This window comes from Vibrio sp. MMG023, assembly GCF_021654215.1.
GTDB lineage: Bacteria > Pseudomonadota > Gammaproteobacteria > Enterobacterales > Vibrionaceae > Vibrio > Vibrio jasicida.
Genome location: NZ_JAKFZP010000003.1, coordinates 552235 through 574171, shown reverse-complemented (window position 1 = coordinate 574171; position 21937 = coordinate 552235). Strand labels below are relative to the sequence as shown.

Here is a 21937-nt window from a genome sequence, read left to right as displayed (position 1 = left end):
GTTACGGACGTTGAAAGGTCATATGCACAGCACTGATGGTTCGAGCTAAAAAGCCCCCTTCACAGTAGCTCAAGTAGTAGCGCCACATTCGTACAAATCGGTCATCGTAGCCAAAGCTTCTGACTTCATGCTCTGCTTGATTGAATCGGAAATGCCATTCATTAAGCGTTTTCGCATAATCTAGACCGATATCGAACAAATCTCGAGCCACCAAATCACTGTGCTTGGTTGTCGCTTGTGTTAACGATGTTACCGAAGGTAGAAAGCCCCCAGGGAAAATGTACTTTTGAATAAAATCGACGTTGTTGCTGTAGTAATCGTAACGCTGGTCAGCAATAGTTATCGCTTGAATGGCCATCAAACCACCTGACTTCAGCAAAGATTCACATTTCTTAATGTACGACGGTAAGAACTGTTTACCGACCGCTTCGATCATTTCAATAGAAACCAGCTTATCGTACGTTCCGGTTAAGTTTCTATAATCTTCTTTCAGCAGCGTTACTTTGTCTGTTAAGCCACGCTCTTTGATTTTCTGCTCAGCGTAAGCATGTTGCTCTTCAGAGATGGTTGTCGTCGTAACTTTACAACCGTATTGCTCAGCCATGTAGATCGCCATAGCGCCCCACCCTGTGCCAATCTCGATAACATGATCGCTAGGTTTGAGTTCGAGCTGTTGGCACAAACGATCCATCTTATTGATTTGTGCCTGTTCCAATGAGTCGCTCTCTTGGTTATAGAGTGCTGATGAATACAGCATGTTGGTGTCAAGAAACGCTTCATAGAGGTTATTACCCAAATCGTAATGTGCGTGTATATTCTTGCGCGAATTCTCTTGAGAGTTTCGGTTTGTCCAGTGACTAAATTTATACAATATCTTAGTCAACCAACTGCCTTGCTCTTCAAGTCTATCGAGGGCTCGCATGTTGAGCGCCATTAGCTTCATCAGTGCAGTCAAATCTGGGCTATCCCACCAGCCGTCCATGTAAGCTTCACCCGCTGCAATGCTCCCGCCTTGCAAAATGCGGGAGTAAAAACCAGGATGCTTCACCTCTATCGTTGCGACGACGGGCGAACCTTTGTAATCACCATTTGGTGTAGAAAATCTCTCACTGCGCTCGGTTGTTTCTGTCTTGAAGCTTTCAATCACAGTTAAGCAGCCGATTTCCATTTTCTGTAGACACTGAAAAAGAACCCCACGAGCCGCTTTTTGTGTCGTCGTCAATTCTCGCGGCATCGCCATAGAAGTCGTATTTAACATGCAGAGTTCTCCTTATGCTTATTATTTTTCTCGTCTTCACTCACTTGCTCAGGTACAGCTGTGTCTGGTTGAGCATACTTAGGGTGTGAGTAAAAAGGCGCGCCTTTAATCCAGAGTTTTAGTGCGTGCCAATAAATGCCAACCATTACTTTTACCGTTTGAATCGGTGTAACGATCAAGCACTTAAGTAAGCTTTTACTCAAAAAAGGTTGCCCTTTCATCGCCATCGTCGCGTCAAAGTGTTTTTCGCCTTTGTGACACTCGAGATGGATATTAAGTTTGTCGGTCAACGGTTTTATCTTCCAATGGTAACGCTGGTCGATAGGGTTAAATGGCGAGACGTGAAATGCTTTGTCTTGTTCCCAACCAAAGTGTTCATCATCCTTATCCGCAGCAACCGCGTAATAATGGCATTCATTCCAAGGGGTATTGCTCACTTCTGCGAGAAGGTACTGCCATTCGCCTTTATCATCGTAAACGTAGTAAAAGTTCACAGGGCTAAAATAAAGACCGAGATAGCGCAAGTGGCAAACAGCAATAACTTTCCCCGAACAACGAACACCGGTTAATGTTTCAACTTTGTTTTGTACTGCTGATTTAATGCAACCTTCACCAATGTAATCGCTGCGCTTGAAACGAGCCCAGTGCCACCAACGTGAACCAAAGCCCCATACATTCTTCTCTAACTCGACAAGCTCATCGACATCAATCGCAGGCATGAACAGAGAGTAGTTCAGTTCATGCTTAACTGGGGTAAATCGGCGATGACGAACATTGCCAATAAATAGTCTGCTGTTCATCTCGCTCCCCATATCACGCCGCGCCTTTTTCAAAAGGAACCACATTTTGATCGCGGTACTTTTCTTCCAAGCCTTTCACTACGTCAAGTGCACTACGTACACCATCTTCATGGAATCCGTTGTACCAATAAGCGCCACAGAACCAAGAGCTTTGCTTTCCTTGCATCTCATCTTTGAGCTGCTGCGCTGCTATCGACTCCGTGGTAAATACAGGGTGATGATAAGTGAATGAGCGTAGAATCTTGTTTGGGTTGATTTGATTGCTACTGTTCAACGTTACGCAAAACGTATTCTCTGATTGAACGTGCTGAAGAATGTTCATGTTATAAGTCAGCGAAGGTAGACGTTGCTGCTCGCCGTCACTGCCATCCAACAAATAGTTCCATGCCGCCCACGCCGCTTTGCGTTTTGGCAACAAACTAATGTCCGTGTGTAAAACCACTTCATTCGCTTGATAAGTCATATTGCCCAAAATATCTTGTTCTAGAGGCGAGATTTCATTGAGCATTTTCATCGCTTGATCACTGTGACAGGCGAAGATAACGTCATCAAACCAATACGTCTCACCATCTACCTGAACACCTGCACCGTTGTCACTTCTAACGACTTTCTCAACCGGGCTATTGAGTCGAATTTTATCTGCAAAGCCTTTGGTCAGTGGTGGGATGTAAGCACGCGACCCCCCTTTTATTACATACCATTGCGGTCGGTTCGTCACATCTAACAAACCGTGGTTTAAGAAGAAACGTAAGAAGAACATGAGTGGAAACGCACGCATGTCCGCTAACGTCGACGACCAAATCGCGGCACCCATCGGCAATATATAATTGTCAGAAAAGAAAGGACTGAATTTGTGCTCGTCAAGAAACTCGCCCAGCGTCTGTGAATCTGTTGATTGCTCATTGGCAAAACGTTTTGCCAGTTTGTTGAAGCGAAGAATTTCGAAAATGAAACGATAAAACTTAGGGTTTGCCCAGTTACGCTTTTGCGCAAACAGCGTTGAAACCGTATGGCCGTTATACTCTAACCCATTGCTGTCATTTCGTACGCTGAAACTCATTTGTGTTGGTAACCCTTCCACACCTATCTCGTTCATCATTTGGATGAAATTAGGGTAAGTACGGTCGTTGTAAACGATAAACCCAGTATCAATAGCGTAGTCTTTGCCAGCAACGTTCACATCGACAGTGGCGGTGTGTCCACCAATGTAGTCGTTGGCCTCAAATAACGTCACGTCATGTTCTTTGTGTAAGTAGTAACCGCAAGTCAGGCCAGAAATACCCGTTCCAATAATCGCGACTTTTTTTCTTCCTACCGTGTTCATGCTTCTTCCTTCTTATGATACGAGTTTTGCAGTGAGCCGAGCTTGCCAGCTGTATGGAAGCAACGAGATAAAACGTAGTATTCCGGTGAATCTCGCTGGGAAATAAATATAGCTTTTGCCTGCATCCAATTGTTTTCTGATAGCTTCAGAAGCCTGATTGACCGAGATAATCATCGGCATATCAAACGTGTTTTTGTCTGTTAAAGGGGTTTCTACAAAGCCAGGAAATACGGTTACGACTTTGATGCCTTTCGCTTTCAAATCTACGGCAAGTGTGCGTGCGAAATAACTGACAGCAGCTTTCGATGCTCCGTAGGCTTCAGCGCGAGGCAGCGCGATTTCAGAGGCAATAGAGCCGACGATCACAACACGGTGGCCGCGTTCGAATTGCGACTGGCACGCTTCGACACAATTCGCGACACCAACGACATTAACGTTCATAACACGCGCCATAAGTTGTGCATCTACCAAACCGTCATCCATATATTCACAGTCACCCGCATTAAACATCCATGTCTCGGGTGTAAACGGCAACGCATTGAGTGCGGTCTGCGTTTGTTCATAGTCAGTTATATCAAATCGCAATGTAGCGATATTTTGAGATGAAGCTTCTAGCTCTGACAGAACCGCTTGATTCCGACCACAAGCGATCACCTTCCATCCAGCTAGGGCGTAATCGAGTGCGAGTTGTTTGCCGATACCCGACGTTGCTCCAGTTATCAAAACCGACTCTGTCATTGCCCTAACCTCTGCTTAATGGTTCTCACTACTGACCCTAGCAAAGGTAAGTTTTCATAAAGCATCTCACCCAAATCGAAATAGTCCCGGTGATAAATAACCTGTCCCTCGCAAAATTTAAGATGCGATACGCCGTTAACAAGGATCGGGGCGCCTTTCTGCAACTTTGGATGCTGAAGATCCATCGTCCATGTCAAGAACCCAGTTTCTCCAACTTGTTGGTGATCATGAATAACAAAGTCGCAGCGTATTACATTGGAATATAGCGACTGAAAATAATCAGAAAGCGCAGGCCATCCCTCTAGGCGATGAGCAGCATCTTCAAACACCACATCCTGGTGGTATACCCCTTCAAGCAAATGCAAATTCGCTTTGCTCAACTTCTGATATATGTTGCCAACTGACTGAATGTCCATTTCTATACTCCTACGCTACTTCAACAGTTGTACAAAATTATTATATGTACAAGATAGACCAAACAAGAAAAGTTGTACAAAAATATTTTTGTATAACTTTGTTTCTGTAGAGTGATACGTGATGAAGTACGGTAGCGATCAACAGAAACAAAAAAAGGCTTGGTTAAAAAACCAAGCCTTTTCATAGAATTAACTATTTATCTGCTGAATAATTACGAGCAGTTAGTATTGTTGGCTACGAAGTGCAGCAATGCGCTTGTCTAGTGGTGGGTGGCTCATAAGAAGCTCTGTGATAGATTGCTTACCATTGATACCAAACGCCATCATTGTGCCATCTAGTTGAGATTCATGGCTCATCTTCAAGCGCTCAAGCGCAGCAATCATCTTCTCTTTACCGACCAATTGAGCAGCACCCGCATCAGCGTGGAATTCACGGTGACGGCTGTACCACATGGTTAGGAAGCTTGCTAGGAAACCGAATACCAGTTCTAGCACCATTGAAATACCAAAGTACACCATCATGTTAGTGCCTTGGCCTTCTTCATCATCATTAGATGCCACGATGTTTGCGATAAAGCGAGACAGGAAGATAACGAATGTATTCACCACGCCTTGCATCAATGTCATGGTTACCATGTCGCCATTAGCAATGTGACTCACTTCGTGTGCCAATACTGCTTCAGCTTCATCACGCGTCATGTTGTGTAACAGACCAGTAGAAACCGCAACCAGAGAGTCATCACGCTTTGCGCCTGTCGCAAATGCGTTGATATCTGCAGCATCGTAAATTGCCACCGTTGGCATACCAATGCCCGCTTGTTGAGCTTGACGACCAACAGTTTCCAACAACCAATGCTCAGTCTCATTACGTGGGCTCTCGATGACCATACCGCCAACAGAACGTAGCGCCATGCCCTTCGACATCATTAATGAGATAAACGCACCACCAAAGCCGAACACTGCGGCCATGACAAGTAGACCAGACAGACTGCCTGGTTGCATTCCAGTTACAGCGTAAACAATATTCAGAACAACACTAAGAACCAGCACAACGGCTAGGTTAGTTGCTAGGAATAACATAATTCGCTTCATTACTTTTCTCCGAGGAAGCTTATCGTTTTTTAGAACAGGTTGTTTTTCAAGACACCTATTTTTAAAACGGATTATTATAAGAACACCTTGTTATAAGAAACAGAACGCTACAAAAGGCATTTCTGCTTGGTTTTGTGTTCCGTTGCGTTATAGATATAGTCTATCCGCGATAAAAACAAGGTTAAGCAATAAATTGCAACATTTGTTTTCGAGACTGAAATAATACACACCTTTTTACACTCTTAAATCAGTACTTTATCGTCGGTATAGACTTTGGTCTTATTGTGCGACTTTCTGTACATGCTAAATTCGGGTCAGATGAACGAAACGGAGCATGCTCTAAAGGACAATAAAGCAGCTCTAAACTTCCATGTCTTGAGGGAAAAATCATGGTAGAAACTAACGACTATCAAATGGCTATCGATTTACTTTGCTGTCACCTAGGTATCTCAGAGGATGAGGCAAAACAGCAACTGGGTATTTCAACAGAAGCTCAAATGGCAAAACGTGTTTCTGAAACACAGTCGGCTTTGATGGGTCTGAGCCAAGAAAAATAACCAGAATCGTTATTTGTTATTCAGACACAAAAATTTACATGAAAAAAGGGCTGCATGATGCAGCCCTTTTGATTTCTGATAAAAAGTCAGCAGCTAAACGTTCAGTAGCGGGTCCACGTTGATGTATTTGCCCAGCTCTTTACGTTTTGCACTCGGGATATAAGGGATCTCACCGAGTTTTGGTGCATCTAGGCGTTCTTCAAGCATATCAATGATTTCTGCGTAGTGCTCAGTGCCCGGATTTACTCGGTTTGCTACCCAACCTACGAGATTCAAACCATCCGCTTTGATGATCTCAGCAGTGAGCAAAGCATGGCTCAAACAGCCCAGTTTAATACCGACAACCAATACAACTGGTAACTGCTCTTGCTGTACCCAAGTCGACAAGCTATCTGTATCAGACACAGGAACACGCCAACCACCAGCCCCTTCCACAAGAACAATGTCTGATTGCTCTTTGTGTTGAGCCAATTTATCACTCAATACTTCGTACTTAATTTCTACATGTTCATGCTTTGCGGCGATGTGAGGAGAAGCAGGTAATTCCAAAGCGTATGGGTTTACATCATCGTACGCGATATCTAGCGTTGCCGCTTTTTGCAAATGCAACGCATCAGAATTACGCCAACCTTGCTCAGTTTTATCGCTTCCTGCTGCCACTGGTTTATAACCAATGGTATTTAGCCCTTTTGCCGCTAATGCTTGCAGAATGGCTTTAGACGCTACGGTTTTGCCTACATCAGTATCCGTACCAGCAATAAAAAAAGCATCAATCATAGATGTATTACTCCAAAACAAACCTGATAACTTGCAGGTAGAAGACCTTGATCATTTCTAAATGCTTGGTACGCGCCCTCAACTTGCAACAAAGTGCGACGGCTCGTTAGGCCATGTGAGCGCCCGCTTACGTGATTTGCACCAATGCCTTTGAGATCACGCATGACAGAAAACGCTGAATCGTACCAAACTGTGATGGGGGTCAAGTCTAGATGATGGTTGTGGCACCAAGATTGCGCTAACGCAATTTTTACCTGATTGTGGGTAATAAAGTTATTCACGTGTTGATATGCATCAATTTTTGACCACGATTCGCGCAACTCATACAGAGAGCCATCCATTAGTGTCGAAAAGCAGCCAGTGCCTCCCTTTTTTAACACACGACGAATTTCTCTGAGTGGGTAACTGAGATCCGCACACCACTGCAATGCCAAGCTGGAGAAAACATAATCAAAACTATCGTCCTCAAAAGGCAAATTTTCAGCATCAGCTAACTGGTACTGCATTTGCTGTGTACCACAACGCTGCTTCGCTTTATCTAACATAGCTTGTGAGATATCACCACAAACCACTTCGGCGCCACGTTGTTGGAGCAGTTGAGAGAAGTAGCCCGTACCACACCCCAAGTCTAAGACTCGTTTATTGGTTAAGTCGTCAGGCAGTTTTTGTAATAGTCTTTGTCCCACATCACGTTGAAACGCGGCATGCCGGTCGTAGGTATCTGCTGCTTTGCCAAAAGACGACGCTATCGCCTCTTTATCTTGCTGGAAATTGTCTAACGCAATGTGCTCTGCATTATCCATTACTGCGCTCCTAATGCTTGCTTCAGTGCCATTGAAAGCGTTTGTATTTGTTCTTTAGTGTGATTGGCCGTCAGTGTAATTCGGAGTCGTGAGGTCCCTTTCGGAACCGTTGGTGGGCGAATCGCGCTCACCCAAATACCGTTTTGACGACAAGCGCTTGCAACCTGTAAGGCCAGTTCCGATTCACCAATCATAAATGGCTTAATCGAAGTTTGCGTTTCGACAAAACCATCGAGATCGTTGAGGCTATCTCGATAAACTTCGCTAAGCTCTATAAGCTTTTCACGTCGCCAAGACTGCTCTTGAACCATCGAGACAGCATGTGTCAGCGCGTAGGCTTGTGCCGGAGGCATTGCTGTGGAATACACATGGTGACGAGCAAACTGAGTTAAAAAGTCTCCCGTTGCGTGATCACATAGAATGGCAGCGCCAGACATTCCAAATGCCTTGCCGAAGGTAACGATCAATATATCGGGCTTAACCATCGCTAATTCACAAGAGCCACCACCAGATTCACCAAGAACACCAATGCCATGAGCGTCATCGACAGCAAACCAAGCATCATGACTGCGAGTGACTTCAGTTATATCGCTGAGCGGCGCACAGTCACCGTCCATACTGAATACCCCTTCAGTCACAACTAGATGGTTGTCTTCGCTATTCAACAGCGATTTTAGATGCTCGATGTCATTGTGCTTGAAACGCTTCATCTTAGCTGGTGACAACGCCCCAGCCTCCATCAAAGACGCGTGGTTCAAACGGTCTTGAATCAACACATCTGATTTTTCTAGCAGAGTAAAAAGCAACGCTTGATTCGCACTAAACCCAGAGCCAAACAGAATTGCTCTGTCGTAGCCCAACCATTCGGTCAGTGCGGCTTCTAAATTGCTGTGTGCTGCACTAAAGCCAGTCACCATTGGTGATGCTCCACTGCCACTTCCGTATACGCTTAAACCTTGCTGCCATGCACGAACGAGCGCGTGGTCGTTTGCCAAGCCCAAATAATCATTACTTGAGAAATTAATGTAGCGTCTGCCTTCGTGTTCCAAAACGGACTGGTTACCGGCAAACACCACATTCATAGAACGATTTAACCCTTGCGTTTTACGCTCAACAAGGGCGGATTCGATACGAGATTTAAACGCTGGCATCGTAGAAAAGATCGCCTTTAGTCGGACGTGCAGCAACGCGCTCTACGACGCGATCCAGCAACTCGTTTTCTTCGATTTCATCAGGTTTTTGAGACACCTCTTGGCTGTTGATGCCGAGCTTGTTAAACAGCATCATGTCCTTGTCTTCAGAAGGGTTTGGTGTGGTCAGAAGTTTGCAGCCATAGAAGACGGAGTTTGCACCAGCCATAAAGCACAGCGCTTGCATCTGCTCGTTCATATCTTCACGGCCAGCCGATAAACGAACCGCAGACATAGGCATCATAATGCGGGCAATTGCTATCAAACGAATAAAGTCAAAGGGCTCAACGTCATCCACTTCTTCCAGTGGTGTGCCCTTCACCTTCACGAGCATGTTGATTGGCACGCTTTCCGGATGTGTTGGTAAGTTAGCCAGTTCCACAAACAAACCTGCTCGGTCATTGGCACTTTCGCCCATGCCGATAATGCCACCAGAACAGATCTTCATTCCGGCATCACGTACGTGAGACAGGGTATCCAAACGGTCTTGGTAAGTACGTGTGGTAATGATGTTGCCGTAAAACTCAGGTGAGGTATCAAGGTTGTGGTTGTAGTAATCCAGACCAGCGGTTGCCAGTTGCTTAGCTTGATCTGGCGTTAACATTCCAAGCGTCATACACGTTTCTAGACCCATGCCCTTCACACCTTTGATCATGTCGGTCAAATGCGGCATGTCACGCTCTTTCGGGTTTTTCCATGCTGCGCCCATACAAAATCGGGTTGAGCCAGCGTTTTTCGCTTTTTGTGCAGCATCGAGTACACGTTCAACTTCCATCAGACGCTCTTTTTCGATGTCTGTGGTGTAACGAGCACTCTGAGGACAGTACTTACAATCTTCTGGACAAGCACCTGTCTTAATCGACAGAAGCGTGCTTACTTGAACATGGTTGGTTTGTTGATATTGACGATGTACAAGCTGCGCTTCGAATAGGAGATCCATGAATGGTTTTTCCATGAGATCGCGCACTTCAGCATGCGTCCAGTTATGACGAACTTCCACGTGTATTCCTTTAATCACTTTTGTTGTTGTGTTGACAGTCTACTGAGTCTCGATAAACTGTCAACACAACACAAAAGAACAAAGTTTACATCTGTTTATTTTTTAATCTTAATTATTATTGGAATCGCACATGGATCTCGCCTTCGACCGCCAGCATATCTGGCATCCTTACACTTCGACATTGACACCTCTGACCTGCTACCCAGTAGAATCCGCAAACGGTGTTCACATTAAATTGGAAGACGGTACAGAGCTTGTCGATGGCATGTCTTCTTGGTGGTCAACGATCCACGGCTACAACCACCCGCACTTAAATCAGGCCGCTCACCAGCAAATCGATCAGGTCTCCCACGTGATGTTTGGTGGGATTACCCACCAGCCAGCAATCAGTTTGTGTAAGAAGTTGCTATCCCTCGCACCAAGTAACCTTGAACATGTATTCCTTGCCGACTCAGGCTCTGTTGCTGTAGAAGTCAGCTTAAAAATGGCGCTGCAATATTGGCATGCGAAGGGCGAACGCAGACCAAAGTTTCTTACTTTGCGACACGGTTATCACGGCGACACTTTCGCGGCAATGTCGGTTACCGACCCAGATAACTCGATGCACTCCCTCTATAAAGGCTTTTTACCTGAGCATATCTTTGGGGAGTCACCAACTTGTGGTTTTTGGGATGAGTGGAAATCAGAAGATCTTGCTGACTTTGAGCACAAGATTGAAACGCATCATCAAGAACTCGCTGCGGTGATCCTAGAGCCTATCGTTCAAGGAGCAGGCGGTATGCGTATCTACCATCCAGAATTTCTCAAAGGCGTGCGTAGGCTTTGTGATAAACACGGTTTGTTATTGATTGCAGATGAAATCGCAACCGGATTTGGGCGTACCGGTAAATTGTTTGCTTGCGAACACGCAGATATTCAACCAGACATTTTGTGTGTTGGTAAAGCACTCACCGGCGGCTACATGACCCTCTCTGCGACTCTGGCGAGCAAACACGTTGCGGATACCGTTTGTGGTGGTGACGCTGGTTGTTTTATGCACGGTCCAACCTTTATGGGTAACCCACTCGCCTGTGCTGTTGCCACTGCAAGTTTGGAATTAATTGAACAAGGTAACTGGCAACAACAAACTCAACAAATAGAAACGCTGTTTTCTGAGTTACTACCAAAACTTGAAGAATACGAGTTGGTGAAGAACACCCGTTGGTTGGGTGCCATTGGCGTTGTAGAAACGCATCGCCCAGTGAATATGGAAACCATCCAAGCACTGTTTGTTGAGCACGGTGTTTGGATTCGCCCATTTGGCAAACTGATTTATATGATGCCGCCATTTATCAGCAAGCCGGAAGATATTGAGAAATTAGTTAGCGCGATTGATGCGGCGCTTCAACATCAAGATTGCTTCGCTTGATACGTTCTCGACTAATACAAAGAACAAGTTCAGTGAATAAATGCTAAAACGGTTTGAGTATACAACTCAAACCGTTTTCTCTATTCACGTGATAAAAAGTAAAGTTAGCGCAGTTGGCTGTCTTTACTCGCTCGTCGATTGAATAATGCTTGGCGTTGAGACACCAATTCGATTGTTGACTGACATTCGATACACAAACGAACACCTTTCATCGCAAGACGACGCGCTTCCGGAATCTCATCACCACACTCATCGCAATAATGGGCGCTTTCACCCTTTGTGATACTGCCACGAACACGGGAAATCTCGTCGTCTATTGTGTTTTGAATTTGTTGGCTGACGCTATCGTCGTTTGCCCACCCTACGGCCATAAGCCCTCCTCGTTACTTGAATGAGAAAATCTACTTACCGTGGTAAGGTGGATGATTATATCGATTACAAATAACAAGACAATTAGGGTAAATTCGAAAACACTATTACGTTTTAGTAATAATTACTCTGTAATCGATTATTCGGCACTCTCGTGGAAAAGCAATGCAAGGTTACTCATACTCCCTTCCTCGCATTCAAAATACTGTGTTTGCTCAAGCTCTCTCAAAGTAACACTGAGCATCTTCTCTACCTCATCAAACTCCTCGCTAAAGTACTCACTGACTAATATGACGCGCTCACCAATACTAAACTCCAGTGACTTCTCATCTACCAACGCTCGATGGTAATGTTTGATACGATAATCTTGAGGTTTAATGCGCAGTAAAACTGGGCTTTGATTCACAATGAACTTATTAAAGATAAGCCCACCTTTGCCTTGTTTTATCGAAATACTAAAGTTCATAGTTTGGTTTACTGAACATTCAAAGACTTTTCTGGGCAAGGCGCTAGCAACAGCAAATGTGCTCATCATAGCAACACTAAAACCCCAAATGGCCACCAATCGTGTCATTACCATTCAGCCAACACAGTAAATCGCGCTTGCTCAGACATGCGAGTTAATACATAGCCGTGTGAAGAAGAATACGAGCCACTGAGTACACTATTCTCTTTCTCAATAACGACATCCTCGATGCCGTCAGCGTTGTAATCACCTTTTGCTACAATCGTAACGACTTGAAAGCCATCGGTCGCGTCGAAGTACTCTGCTCTCACTTCACTGGAGACATGAGTTCTTTGGATATGGTCTGCTTCATCCCACGTTGATAGTGTCTTTGCTTTCTCAGCTCTTTCGTTAGAAATAACAAAAGCAAGCGCACTTGGAGCTAAACTAGGAAAGCTATCATCTAACTTAAATTTCGATATATATGAGCGCTTAGAGGCAGCTAACTTTGCCATCTCACTCCATGTTTGACACTGAGTTAAATACGCTTTAAACGCGCCGTATTCATAAGCTTTAGCCGCAGTAAAGCCCGCAGAGTTTGCAGTAGCTAAGTCTTTGCAATTAGACACCGATTCCGTGTCACCAGCCGCACTTGCCAACTCAAGCTCGTATCCCCAGTCGAGTGAATTACGAAGCTGCATATTTTCTTTTGAAGGTTGCACTATTTCGCGCGCGAAAAAGCGTTCGGTTCTCTCACTATCTAAGTATTGAGGTTGAATAAGTTTACTTGCGATAACACTCTCACTAACGAGTAAGGTAAGCGCAAAAGTTACGAGAAATGAAAGATGATTTACTGGCATAACGTTTAACAATAAGGGCAAATGAAGCCATTACCTTGTCACGTTGAAAACCGCTTAGAAAAATATCATTTATTACGCACTATCAGATTCTGGGCGAACTCATCATTAAACGGTGCATTAATATACAAAACAGTACGTTTTCACTCGACGCAGATAACAAAAAACCCAGCACTAAGGCTGGGTTTTGTTGTTCTAGTGGTTAATGAATTAACCGATGTGCGTTGCGCCCGCCATGTACTTCTGAAGTACTGTAGGGATTGCAATACGACCGTCTGCTTCTTGGTTGTTTTCTAGAATAGCAACCATGGTACGACCTACAGCTAGACCAGAACCGTTTAGCGTGTGCACAAGTTCAGGTTTCTTCTCGCCTTTACGACGGAAACGAGCTTGCATACGACGAGCTTGGAAGTCCCACATGTTAGAACATGAAGAGATTTCACGGTAAGTTTCTTGAGCAGGAACCCACACTTCTAGGTCGTAAGTTTTACGAGCGCCGAAGCCCATGTCACCTGTACATAGAACCACTTTACGGTAAGGAAGCTCTAGAAGTTGTAGAACTTTCTCAGCGTGACCTGTCAGTTCTTCTAGCGCGTTCATTGAATCTTCTGGCTTAGTAATTTGTACTAGCTCAACTTTGTCGAACTGGTGCATACGAATCAAACCACGTGTATCACGACCGTAAGAACCGGCTTCTGAACGGAAACATGGCGTGTGAGCTGTCATCTTAAGTGGTAGATCCGCTTCATCAGAAATCGTGTCACGAACTAGGTTCGTTACAGGTACTTCTGCTGTCGGGATTAGAGACAATTTACGTGGTTCTTCGTCGTTTACTTTTTCTACTAGCGGCTCAGTGTGGAAAAGATCTTTACCAAACTTAGGAAGCTGACCAGTACCGAATAGGCTGTCAGAGTTAACTAGGTAAGGTACGTACATTTCAGTGTAGCCGTGCTCTTCTGTGTGAAGGTCCAACATGAACTGAGCGATCGCACGGTGTAGACGAGCAAATTGGCCTTTCATCACGATGAAACGTGCACCAGTGATCTTAACTGCACTTGCGAAATCAAGACCGCCACCCATTTCACCTAGGTCAACGTGATCTTTCAGATCGAAGTCGTAAGTCTTTGGCTCACCCCAACGAGAGATTTCAACGTTGTCGTTTTCATCTTTGCCATCTGGCACTTCATCTGCTGGGATGTTTGGTACAGAAAGCGTGAATTCGTCTAGTTGAGCCATTACTTGCTCAAGTTCAACTTTCTTCGCATCAAGATCGCTACCTAGCGTACCGATTTGTTTCTTGATCTCTTCTGCGCCTTCTTTGTCGCCAGCCGCCATTTTTTGGCCGATTTGCTTGGAGATGGAGTTACGCGTGGATTGTAAATTTTCTACTTCTACTTGAATGGACTTACGTTGTTCTTCAAGTTTACGAATAGTATCTACGTCTAGCTTAAAGCCACGACGCGCCAGTTTAGCAGCTGTTTCATCCAGCTCTGTACGAAGTAATTTAGAATCCAGCATTGTTAATCCTATGCTTTTTGTTGTGAAATCACGCGCACTTTCCAAGCGTACGCGTTAAAAAAATTTACTGAACAAATGTATCCAAAAACGCCTACTTTTCATAGCGCTTTTGTGGGCTATTTGCGTCTAAAGTAGCCAAGTAATCTAACTTTTCGCCGATTTTGGTCTCTAGACCACGATTTGTCGGCTGATAGTACCTACGATCGCCCATTTCAGGTGGCAAATATTGCTCACCAGCAGCGTAAGCGCCAGGCTCATCGTGAGCATAACGATACTCTGCCCCATAACCCATGTCTTTCATCAAACTGGTTGGTGCATTTCTAAGGTGATGCGGCACTTCATATTCAGGTAAGTTATGAGCGTCTGTGAGCGCTTGTTTCCACGCCACGTATACCGCATTACTTTTTGGCGCACACGCTAAGTACACGATCGCCTGTGCAATCGCACGTTCACCTTCTGCTGGACCAACACGGGTAAAGCAATCCCACGCAGAAAGTGCCACTTGCATTGCGCGAGGGTCAGCATTACCGACATCTTCAGAAGCGATCGCCAATAAGCGTCGAGCAATATACAAAGGGTCACAACCAGCAGCAATCATACGCGCAGACCAATACAGCGCAGCATCCGGGTTTGAGCCACGAATCGACTTGTGGACCGCAGATATTAAGTCGTACCAGATATCGCCTTTGTTATCGAAGCGAGAGACCTTCTCTCCCGCCACTTCAGCAAGCAGCCTCAAGGTTATCTCTTTTTCGCCTTGCTCGTTGTCCTCTGCCATATCGTAAAGCAGCTCAAGATAGTTGAGAGACATGCGTGCATCACCGTTTACCAATTCTGCTAGGCGGTCTAATACGTTATCAGCAAAGTGTGCGGGCGTATTTCCCAAGCCGCGCTCTTTGTCACTGATCGCTTGGTTCAACGCTAACGAGATTTCATCTTTGTCGAGAGACGTCAGCTTGTACACGCGAGCACGAGACAACAATGCGTTATTCAGCTCAAACGATGGGTTTTCTGTCGTCGCTCCAATAAAGGTAACCGTGCCATCTTCAATATGCGGCAAAAACGCGTCTTGTTGAGATTTGTTGAAGCGATGCACCTCATCCACGAATAGGATGGTACGACGGCCCGCCATTTTGTTCTCACGTGCTTTCTCGATAGCAGCACGAATCTCTTTTACGCCTGAGGTCACAGCTGATACACGCTCTACTTCTGCGTTGGCGTAGTTTGCCGCCACTTCCGCTAGCGTCGTCTTACCTGTGCCCGGAGGCCCCCACAGAATCATGGAGTGAATATGCCCAGCCTCTAACGCACGGCGTAGCGGCTTACCAGGACCTAAAATGTGCTGCTGACCGATGTACTGTTCAATCGTTTCCGGTCTCATACGTGCAGCAAGGGGACGAAAATCTTCGTCCCCCGAGAAATCTAATGTGTAATTGCTCACTACCTATTAATTCCTTTGGTCATCCACTTCCACACCATCTGGAATTGTGAATGTAAATCTGTCTGCTTTGGGTTTACCAAGCTTCACATTGTTGAACGTGAACAAGCCTTTTTGCCCATCTTGTTCCACTACATTGAAGCCTTTTACCACACCTTTGGCATCAATATTAATCTGGAATTGACCTTGTGTGGAGTCTACCGCCGTAGGAATGAGGGTGAATTCGTCACCTTTTTGCGAAATCTTGTAGTTATCCCAATCACTTGCACGATTACGAGTTAACAAAACAAATGGCGTTTGCTCAGTAGCTTGTTCTTGCCAGTAAATACTCACTTGCTCGATAAATGGGCTGTAGTACCACAACGTTTTACCGTCAGAGACAAGCAAGTTCTCATCCGGGAATGTGGTGCTCCAACGGAACAGACTTGGACGAGAAATTTCAACCGTTCCTTCCCCTTCCATGACGGTTTCACCTTCAGGACTGATGACCTGTTGAGAAAAATCCGCACTGAAGCCTTCGTTCATCGCTAGGCGTTTGCTTAGTTCATCTTTTGGAGACGCTGCATGTGCAGTTGAAAAGAGAGAGAAGCTTAAAACAAGCGCAGAGAATAGTTTCGCTGAAAATAGTTTTTTCATTCAGATACCTATCAGAGGGTCAAAGACCTAGAGTTGCTCACCTCAGTTGGACTGAGGTGAGTAAGACAAGTTCATTAATCTTTTGGTGGCGCAGGAGCAAGGACTTCGCGGTTTCCGTTATGGCCAGGCGCGCTCACGATGCCTTGTGCTTCCAGTTGCTCTACGATACGCGCAGCTCGGTTGTAACCAATCTTGAATCGACGTTGAACGCCCGATACAGAACCGCGACGAGACTGAACGACGTGTTCCACAACTTGATCGAACAGAGGATCGACTTCTTCGTCAGATTCCATTTGTTCACCCGGTAGTAAAGCTTCAGGACCTTGGTCACCACTGATGATTTCATCAATGTAGTTTGGCTTACCGCGCGCTTTCCAGTTATTTACAACCGCGTGAACATCATCATCCGATGCAAAAGCACCGTGAACACGTGTCGTATGGCTAGAACCAGGCGGTAAGTAAAGCATATCACCCATACCAAGTAGCGACTCTGCGCCACCTTGGTCAAGAATGGTACGTGAGTCGGTCTTCGTCGATACCGTAAACGCAACACGAGTTGGGATGTTTGCTTTAATGAGACCAGTAATTACATCAACCGATGGGCGCTGAGTCGCAAGGATTAAGTGAATACCTGCTGCACGAGCTTTCTGAGCAAGACGCGCAATCAGTTCTTCAACTTTCTTACCCACAACCATCATAAGGTCGGCAAATTCATCGACAACCACAACGATGTAAGGCAGTTTTTCTAGCAACGGCGGCTCAGTATCCATACTGTCGCCTTCTTGCCAGAATGGGTCGTGAATTGGGTGGCCAGCATCTGCTGCCATCTTCAACTTCTCGTTAAAGCCTTTCACGTTACGCACGCCCAATGCAGACATCAGTTTGTAACGACGCTCCATCTCGCCTACACACCAACGTAGTGCGTTAGACGCATCTTTCATATCAGTTACAACTTCAGAAAGAAGATGAGGAATACCTTCGTAGATTGAAAGCTCCAACATTTTAGGGTCGATCATGATGAAACGTAGGTCTTCTGGAGACGCTTTGTAAAGCATACTCAAGATCATCACGTTTACACCGACTGATTTACCAGAACCAGTGGTACCAGCAACCAGCACGTGAGGCATCTTCGCAATGTCGGCAATCACAGCTTCACCCGCGATGTCTTGACCAAGAACGACCGTTGTTGGTGACGTGGCTTGTTCAAACTGAGGGCTACTGATTACATCAGATAGAAATACCGTCTGACGACTCATGTTAGGAAGCTCTAGACCGATGTATGGTTTACCCGGAATTACTTCAACAACACGCACGGCCATAGCAGAAAGTGCACGCGCTAAGTCCATTGATAGACCAGAGATTCGACTTACTTTCACACCCGGAGCCAAATCTAGCTCAAAACGGGTGATAACCGGACCTGGGTAAATCCCAACAACATCCGCTTTGATTTTGTAGTCTGCAAGCTTGGTTTCAACCAAACGAGCCACTTGTTCTAGCGCATCACGATCAATAAAGTTTTCACGTTTCTCAGGGTGGTACAACAATTCAAGAGTAGGCAGTGGCTCTTCTGGTACTGGCAAGTTTTGATCTTGCTGTACCAAGAACGGGTTTTGCTTCGCCGCGACCTTCGCTTGAGCACTCGAAACCAAATTTTGGAACGCTGCTACGTCTTGATCACCTTCTTGAACCTCTTCTACCTCAACTTCTTGAGGAGCAGGTTCAAACGTTGCCGAAGGTGCCTGCGGTTGAGGTTGAACGGCAACTTGCGGTTGGACATTCTGAGTTGGTGCTACCGTTGATTGCTGTGGTTCAGCGTGAACAGGTTGAGCTTGATGAACAGTTTGCGGTGCTACGAATTCATCTTCTTCATCCAATACATCAAAGTTAGAAATCGTTGGTTCGATGTGTTGGTTCGGCTCTGTCTGTTCAGTGATGTTGTCAAGAGACGCCGAATCAATCATTGGCTCATCTTGCTGATGTACTGTGTCTTGAGCAACATAAGACTGCTGAATTTGCTCCGCTTCGAACTGCTCGTATTCAGAGTACATTGATTCATGCTCAACAGACTCAGAAACAAACGGTTCAGTTTGAGCGGTCTGCTCAGGTTGCACATACGGTTCTGCCTGAACGTCAACTTGAGGTTGAACTGACGCTTGGTATGAAGCTTGTTCTGATTGCGCAGCATAAGCAGGCTGAACAGGTGTCGGCTCAATAGGTTGCTGTATCGGCGCTGCGACATTTTCTTGTACAACTGGCACTGGTTGAACTTCATCCGCCCAGTCATCTGCTTGTTGTGCCGCGGCTTCTAACTCTTCAATCGTGACATTAAGTTGTTTAGTGCGTTCAACCATTGGGTCCACGTTGTCAGTGTTTACTGCTTGAACGGGCTCAACAGGCTGTGCTTGAACAGGTGCCGCTTGAGCAGCAGTTTGAGCAATAGAGGCAGGGATAACAACTGACTGCGGAGCAGGCTCGGCCGGTTTCGGTGAAACAGACTGAGATGTAGCTTGTTCTGCCGCCGCGGATTGAGGCATGTAGATTGGGTACTCATGCGCAGGGACCGACTCTTTTGGTTCATCCACTTCGTACGCGGTTAAGTGCGGTAGCGGCTCATCTTCCAGATCGTCACCACGACGTTTCGTCATAACACGATCGTCAACAAACTCATCCAATTGTGGTTCTAGTGTTTCTTGCTCCGAGCCACGTGCCTTATTAGTGACTGCAGCAATCAGACCCAAAGCGCGATCGCCAAGCCACTCGACAATTTTTAACCAAGAGATACCACTAAATAGCGTAAAGCCTGCGCCCCACAAGAACAGTAATACCAAGGTTGTGCCAAGCACATTCAACGTTGGTAACGCGAGACTCGTCAGCACATCACCAACAACACCACCAGAAGAGAAATACCAAATGTCGTCAAAGTTAATGTCTGCAAGACCACAGCTGGTAAGAATAAGAATAACTAAACCTAATAGACGGGTTCCCCACAGCATTAGGTCAATTGGATCATCCTCTGAGCGTTTACGACAAATCACCCATGCCCCTGCAGTAAGCAAGAATGGCAGTGGGTACGCGAGGGAACCAAATGTGAAAAATAGCGTGTCGGCAAGCCAAGCGCCGAACAAACCACCAGCGTTATCGATCTCTCCGCCCCAAGCAGTTTGGGACCAAGACGGATCGGCTGGGCTAAACGTAAATAGTGCAACGGCCAACAATACCGAACTAAGAACGCCAACGATAAAGCAGCACTCTTTTAAGCGTTGGAAGCCATTAAGACGCGAAGACTGAGGCTCTTCACTGGTTTTGATGATGGTTTCGACTTTCTTTGCGTTCTCTTTGAACATAAATCAACTTGAATATGGAAATGAATTAGGAATAAGCAAAACATTCCGAGCGGCAAAAGCCGCTCGGTAAATTGATTTAACCATATCAAAGAGAAAAACCCAATTACTCTATCGAGAAAGCGGAAGCATTTACCGCTTTCTTTGCAAGAATTTAACGAGTTTTAATCACAAGCTGGTTACTTTGCTTCACTTCTTCCATAACTACGTAGGTGCGAGTGTCATTTACGCCAGGTAGACGTAGTAACGTATCGCCAAGTAGTCGACGGTAAGCACCCATATCAGATACACGGGTTTTTAGAAGATAGTCGAAATCACCTGATACTAGATGACACTCTTGAATGTCGTCTAGCTTTTGAACAGCTGCGTTAAACTGTTCGAATACATCTGGCGCACCACGGTTAAGCGTAATTTCTACGAATACCAATAGTGATGCATCTAGGAACTGCGGGTTTAATAGCGCAGTGTAACCTGTGATGTAACCTTGACGCTCTAAGCGACGCACACGCTCCAAACACGGCGTTGGAGAAAGTCCTACACGTTTTGAAAGTTCAACGTTCGAAATACGACCGTCTTTCTGCAGTTCATTAAGAATGTTGCGGTCGATACGGTCTAGTTCCTTGGACGGCTTCTTATAGTTCTCTGCCATTTTTTATTCCACCTTATTACTTCCTTGCAAAAAAATATACTACAACTTTTTAATATTTGGTGCCAAATATTACAAATCAACATCTATACTAGATATTAATTCGACAATAACACCCTACAAACAGTTAATACAACCATTTTAGAAAGAGGACACAGGATGATCATTGGCGTACCTAAGGAAATCAAAAACCACGAATACCGTGTGGGAATGATCCCAGCTAGCGTGAGAGAACTTATCTCACATGGTCACCAAGTTTTAGTTGAGACCAATGCAGGTGCCGGCATTGGTTTTTCAGACGATGATTACATCGCTGTAGGCGCATCCATTCTTCCTACTGCTGCAGACGTCTTTGCGAAAGCAGACATGATTGTAAAAGTAAAAGAACCACAAGCCGTCGAGAGAGCAATGCTCCGCGAAGGGCAGATTTTATTTACTTATTTACACCTAGCACCAGATTTTCCACAAACTGATGAGCTAATCAAGAGCAAAGCTGTCTGTATAGCGTATGAGACTGTAACAGATAATATGGGTCGTTTGCCACTGTTAGCACCAATGTCAGAAGTAGCAGGTCGGATGTCTATCCAAGCTGGTGCACAAACGCTGGAAAAATCACACGGTGGCCGTGGTTTACTACTAGGTGGTGTACCTGGTGTTGAGCCTGCGAAAGTCGTTGTTGTTGGCGGTGGTGTCGTTGGTGCGAACGCAGCTCGTATGGCTGTTGGTCTTCGTGCTGACGTAACAATCCTAGACCGCAACGTAGATACACTGCGTAAACTAGACGAAGAATTCCAAGGCCGCGCGAAAGTGGTTTATTCTACAGAAGACGCGATTGAGAAGCATGTTCTAGAAGCTGACCTAGTGATTGGTGCAGTTCTAATCCCTGGAGCTGCCGCTCCTAAACTAGTAACAAAAGAGCACATCGCTAAGATGAAGCCAGGCGCAGCGGTCGTTGACGTAGCAATCGACCAAGGTGGCTGTTTTGAAACTTCTCACGCAACGACACACGCAGAGCCAACTTACATCGTTGACGAAGTTGTTCACTACTGTGTGGCTAACATGCCGGGTGCCGTTGCTCGCACATCAACATTTGCACTGAACAACGCCACACTACCTTACATCGTAAAACTCGCGAATAAAGGCTACCGTGAAGCGCTTCTAGCAGATAACGGTTTCCTAGAAGGCTTGAACGTTATCCACGGTAAAGTGACTTGTAAAGAGGTTGCTGAGAGCTTTGACCTAGAATACGTTGAACCAGCGCAAGCTATCGCAATGTTCAACTAATGACAAAATAACGCACAAATTGTCACGTTTTGTTTACAAA

General features: G+C 45.5%; 21 protein-coding genes. 3 read left to right on the top strand and 18 right to left on the bottom strand.

The genetic code is table 11. The features are described from left to right. Position 1: 1 nt before the first annotated feature. From L1076_RS12270 to htpX, 6 genes are all read right to left on the bottom strand, one after another. Complete coding sequence (locus L1076_RS12270) at positions 2-1258, bottom strand: cyclopropane-fatty-acyl-phospholipid synthase family protein (protein ID WP_186174682.1); 1257 nt, start codon at positions 1256-1258, stop codon at positions 2-4. Continuing rightward, entirely contained in the window at positions 1252-2070 is an 819-nt protein-coding gene (locus L1076_RS12265; protein ID WP_038867076.1) for a DUF1365 family protein, read from the bottom strand. Before L1076_RS12265 ends, L1076_RS12270 begins: the two co-directional genes overlap by 7 nt. A gap of 1 nt (position 2071) precedes the next feature. Then, the gene (locus L1076_RS12260) at positions 2072-3382 is read right to left on the bottom strand and encodes an NAD(P)/FAD-dependent oxidoreductase (protein ID WP_237303691.1); all 1311 of its coding nucleotides are present in this window, start codon (positions 3380-3382) and stop codon (positions 2072-2074) included. Positions 3383-3394: 12 nt separating this feature from the next. After that, complete coding sequence (locus L1076_RS12255; protein ID WP_042605002.1) at positions 3395-4120, bottom strand: SDR family oxidoreductase; 726 nt, start codon at positions 4118-4120, stop codon at positions 3395-3397. Beyond that, the gene (locus L1076_RS12250) at positions 4117-4536 is read right to left on the bottom strand and encodes a nuclear transport factor 2 family protein (RefSeq protein WP_038867072.1); all 420 of its coding nucleotides are present in this window, start codon (positions 4534-4536) and stop codon (positions 4117-4119) included. Before L1076_RS12250 ends, L1076_RS12255 begins: the two co-directional genes overlap by 4 nt. Before the next feature lie 222 nt (positions 4537-4758). Further along, entirely contained in the window at positions 4759-5628 is an 870-nt protein-coding gene (htpX, locus tag L1076_RS12245; RefSeq protein ID WP_038867070.1) for a protease HtpX, read from the bottom strand. A gap of 389 nt (positions 5629-6017) precedes the next feature. Here htpX and L1076_RS12240 point away from each other — a divergent pair, with 389 nt between their 5' ends. Next, positions 6018-6185 (top strand): hypothetical protein, encoded by a 168-nt coding sequence (locus L1076_RS12240; protein ID WP_095759866.1) that lies wholly within the window; start codon positions 6018-6020, stop codon positions 6183-6185. Between the two features lie 93 nt (positions 6186-6278). Here the strand turns inward: L1076_RS12240 and bioD are convergent, their stop codons facing one another. The 4 genes from bioD to bioB are packed head-to-tail and all read right to left on the bottom strand — an operon-like array spanning position 6279 to position 9955. Continuing rightward, the gene (gene bioD / locus L1076_RS12235; RefSeq protein ID WP_038867069.1) at positions 6279-6962 is read right to left on the bottom strand and encodes a dethiobiotin synthase; all 684 of its coding nucleotides are present in this window, start codon (positions 6960-6962) and stop codon (positions 6279-6281) included. After that, positions 6959-7765 carry a malonyl-ACP O-methyltransferase BioC gene (gene bioC / locus L1076_RS12230; RefSeq protein WP_237303690.1) on the bottom strand — a complete coding sequence of 269 codons (807 nt, stop codon included), beginning with the start codon at positions 7763-7765 and terminating at the stop codon, positions 6959-6961. The genes bioD and bioC overlap by 4 nt, the downstream gene beginning before the upstream one ends. Then, entirely contained in the window at positions 7765-8916 is a 1152-nt protein-coding gene (gene bioF / locus L1076_RS12225; protein WP_237303689.1) for an 8-amino-7-oxononanoate synthase, read from the bottom strand. Before bioF ends, bioC begins: the two co-directional genes overlap by 1 nt. Further along, positions 8903-9955 (bottom strand): biotin synthase BioB, encoded by a 1053-nt coding sequence (bioB, locus tag L1076_RS12220; RefSeq protein WP_038867063.1) that lies wholly within the window; start codon positions 9953-9955, stop codon positions 8903-8905. The genes bioF and bioB overlap by 14 nt, the downstream gene beginning before the upstream one ends. Positions 9956-10085: 130 nt before the next feature. On the opposite strand from bioB, the gene bioA reads away from it, so the two are divergent. Next, entirely contained in the window at positions 10086-11363 is a 1278-nt protein-coding gene (gene bioA / locus L1076_RS12215; protein ID WP_237303688.1) for an adenosylmethionine--8-amino-7-oxononanoate transaminase, read from the top strand. Between the two features lie 104 nt (positions 11364-11467). On the opposite strand, the gene L1076_RS12210 is transcribed toward bioA, so the two are convergent. From L1076_RS12210 to lrp, 8 genes are all read right to left on the bottom strand, one after another. Beyond that, positions 11468-11734, bottom strand: a complete 267-nt coding sequence (locus tag L1076_RS12210; protein WP_005437185.1) for a DksA/TraR family C4-type zinc finger protein — start codon at positions 11732-11734, stop codon at positions 11468-11470. A gap of 137 nt (positions 11735-11871) precedes the next feature. Further along, positions 11872-12312 carry a hypothetical protein gene (locus tag L1076_RS12205; RefSeq protein WP_237303687.1) on the bottom strand — a complete coding sequence of 147 codons (441 nt, stop codon included), beginning with the start codon at positions 12310-12312 and terminating at the stop codon, positions 11872-11874. Further along, complete coding sequence (locus L1076_RS12200) at positions 12306-12878, bottom strand: ATPase (RefSeq protein WP_237303686.1); 573 nt, start codon at positions 12876-12878, stop codon at positions 12306-12308. The genes L1076_RS12205 and L1076_RS12200 overlap by 7 nt, the downstream gene beginning before the upstream one ends. Before the next feature lie 366 nt (positions 12879-13244). After that, positions 13245-14552: a serine--tRNA ligase gene (gene serS, locus L1076_RS12195; RefSeq protein ID WP_042605009.1), complete on the bottom strand. Its 1308-nt coding sequence runs from the start codon at positions 14550-14552 to the stop codon at positions 13245-13247. Positions 14553-14643: 91 nt separating this feature from the next. Continuing rightward, positions 14644-15933 (bottom strand): replication-associated recombination protein A, encoded by a 1290-nt coding sequence (locus tag L1076_RS12190; RefSeq protein WP_239032711.1) that lies wholly within the window; start codon positions 15931-15933, stop codon positions 14644-14646. 66 nt (positions 15934-15999) lie between these two features. Next, positions 16000-16626: an outer membrane lipoprotein chaperone LolA gene (lolA, locus tag L1076_RS12185; RefSeq protein WP_039975081.1), complete on the bottom strand. Its 627-nt coding sequence runs from the start codon at positions 16624-16626 to the stop codon at positions 16000-16002. A gap of 74 nt (positions 16627-16700) precedes the next feature. Continuing rightward, on the bottom strand, positions 16701-19970 hold the full coding sequence (locus L1076_RS12180; RefSeq protein ID WP_237303685.1) for a DNA translocase FtsK 4TM domain-containing protein: 3270 nt from the start codon (positions 19968-19970) through the stop codon (positions 16701-16703). Positions 19971-20121: 151 nt separating this feature from the next. Beyond that, positions 20122-20616, bottom strand: a complete 495-nt coding sequence (gene lrp / locus L1076_RS12175) for a leucine-responsive transcriptional regulator Lrp (protein WP_009842652.1) — start codon at positions 20614-20616, stop codon at positions 20122-20124. 156 nt (positions 20617-20772) lie between these two features. Here lrp and ald point away from each other — a divergent pair, with 156 nt between their 5' ends. Next, entirely contained in the window at positions 20773-21897 is a 1125-nt protein-coding gene (gene ald / locus L1076_RS12170; protein ID WP_038867050.1) for an alanine dehydrogenase, read from the top strand. Positions 21898-21937 lie beyond the last annotated feature (40 nt).